Here is a 2006-nt window from a genome sequence, read left to right on the forward strand (position 1 = left end):
CCCTGCTGCAGCGGGTGCGCGGCCAGCAGGCCGGAGGCGGCATCGTCTACGCGCCGGAATTCCGCCGCGAGATCGAGGAGCCGATCGCCTCGGCCATCCCGATCCCGGCCGAGGTGCCGCTGGTGATCACCGAAGGCAACTACCTGCTGCTGGAGCGCGATGGCTGGGCCGGCGTGAAGCCGCTGCTCGACGAAGCCTGGTACGTCGACGTGGACGACGCGCTGCGGCGGCGCCGGCTCGTCGAGCGCCACATGCGCTTCGGCCGCAGCGAGTCCGAAGCCCGCGCTTGGGAGGCCGGCACCGACCAGCCGAATGCCGAGCTGATCGCTGCGACCGCGCCACGCGCCGACTGGCGCTGCGCGGTCTGAGCCGGCGGGCTGGCCGGTCGCCTTATTTGCGGCCGTAGGTGATCTTCTTCGCGCCGCTTTCGCAGCTGCCGACGACCTTGGCGTCGCCCACCTTGTCGGCGTCGACGATCTCCAGCACGTAGCCGGTGACCTGCTTGGCGTCGAGCTTGGCGGCGATCTCGGTCTTCAGTTCGTCGCAGGACTTGCCGGCGGCGAAGGCGGGGGCGGCGACCAGCGTCAGGGCGGCCAGGGCGAGGGTGAAGGTGGCTTTCATCGGGGTTCTCCGTGGGGTTGTCTTTGAGGTTTGAGGACGGTGGTCCGGCGCGCATGGTGCCACGCCGCGCGCGGCCCGTTGTTTCATTGGCAACTTCAGGGACAGCTGCGCAGTTCGCGGCCGGTCCACTTCAGCGCCGGATCGGGGCGCTCCAGCTGGTCGGTGAGCACGCCGCTGAGCCGGCCGCTGTTGCCGAACGCGAAATTGCCGCCGTAGTTCACGTCGGCGATCAGCCAGCGGCCGTCGACGCGGTTCAGCACGACGGTGTCGGTCCAGCCGGTCGCATCGTTCTTGCCGCCGGCGTCGAAGAACATGCGCACCGGCACCCAGGCGATGTCGCGGGCCAGCCGCGCCGGCTGGGCCTTCACGCGGCTCGGGCCCTCGAACAGGCTGGAGTAGAGGTCGCCCTCGACGAACGGCGGCTTGTCGCCCGGTTGCGTCGCGAGGAAGGCCTCGTCGTAGCGGTGCGCCGTCTGCAGCAGGCACTGCAGGCGCGGCGTCAGCAGGCTGGCGATCAGCTTCAGGGCAGGCCCGTCGGGCGCGCCGCCGTTCGGCAGTTGCGCGATGCGCAACTCGTAGAAGGCCTGCACGGCGGTCTGCGGGCTCGCGGTGGCGTCGGCAGCGTTGGCGTCGTGCGAGAGGACCTGGGCGGCCAGTGCCAGGGCGAGGGTCAGCAGGGCGGAGCGGTGCATCCGCGGATTGTCCCCGGCCGGTGGGGACCGTAGCGCGTCAGCAATTCACGCCGCGCGCCGGTTCATCGTGTCAGCGTGTTGCCACCGGCCGCACCCGCCAGATCACGTTGCCGACGTCGTCGGCCACCAGTAGCGCGCCCTGCTTGTCGAGCGCGACGCCGACCGGGCGGCCCTGCGCATGGCCTTCGGACGACAGAAAGCCGGTCAGCACATCGACCGGCGGCCCGGAGGGCCGGCCTTGCGCGAACGGCACGAAGATCACCTTGTAGCCGCTGTGCGGCTTGCGGTTCCACGAGCCGTGCTGGCCGATGAACATGCCGTCGGCGAAGGCGGTCGGCAGCGCATTGCCGCGGGCGGCCGCGAGGCCGAGCGAGGCGGTGTGCGGGCCGAGCGCGTAATCGGGTGCGATCGCGCGCGCCACCATGTCGGGCTGCGGCGGCTTGACCCGCTCGTCGACGTGCGCGCCGTAGTAGCTGAACGGCCAGCCGTAGAAGGCGCCATCCTTCACCGAGGTGAGGTAGTCGGGCACCAGGTCGCTGCCGATCTCGTCGCGCTCGTTGACGACGGTCCACAGCGCACCCGTCTGCGGCTCGAAGGCGAGGCCGTTCGGGTTGCGCAGGCCGGAGGCGAACACGCGGTGCGCGCCGGTCTTCGCGTCGACCTCCCAGATCGCCGCGCGGCCTTCCTCGGCGG

At 71.2% G+C, this 2006-nt stretch carries 4 protein-coding genes; 1 reads left to right on the plus strand and 3 read right to left on the minus strand.

What is annotated here, in order from left to right; translation table 11 throughout:
- A partial coding sequence (locus tag AC1D15_RS29205) for a nucleoside/nucleotide kinase family protein (RefSeq protein WP_477828774.1) occupies window positions 1–368 on the plus strand: 368 nt, incomplete at its 5' end.
- 22 nt (window positions 369–390) lie between these two features.
- Here AC1D15_RS29205 and AC1D15_RS29210 read toward each other — a convergent pair.
- The 3 genes from AC1D15_RS29210 to AC1D15_RS29220 all read right to left on the minus strand — a co-directional run.
- Window positions 391–621, minus strand: coding sequence for a DUF1161 domain-containing protein (locus AC1D15_RS29210; RefSeq protein WP_047511396.1), 231 nt, complete (start codon window positions 619–621; stop codon window positions 391–393).
- Window positions 622–716: 95 nt separating this feature from the next.
- Window positions 717–1313: a YqhG/Tai3 family protein gene (locus tag AC1D15_RS29215; RefSeq protein WP_477828775.1), complete on the minus strand. Its 597-nt coding sequence runs from the start codon at window positions 1311–1313 to the stop codon at window positions 717–719.
- A 70-nt stretch (window positions 1314–1383) separates the two neighbouring features.
- The coding region (locus AC1D15_RS29220; RefSeq protein WP_477828776.1) for a PQQ-dependent sugar dehydrogenase at window positions 1384–2006 on the minus strand (623 nt) is incomplete at its 5' end.

It is taken from the genome of Rhizobacter sp. P2_H2 (assembly GCF_056403375.1).

Bases quoted from the DNA above. Each gene is read 5' to 3' on its own strand.
- AC1D15_RS29215 (WP_477828775.1), bottom strand. From the start codon at position 1,313: ATGCACCGCTCCGCCCTGCTGACCCTCGCCCTGGCACTGGCCGCCCAG.
- AC1D15_RS29210 (WP_047511396.1), bottom strand. From the start codon at position 621: ATGAAAGCCACCTTCACCCTCGCCCTGGCCGCCCTGACGCTGGTCGCC.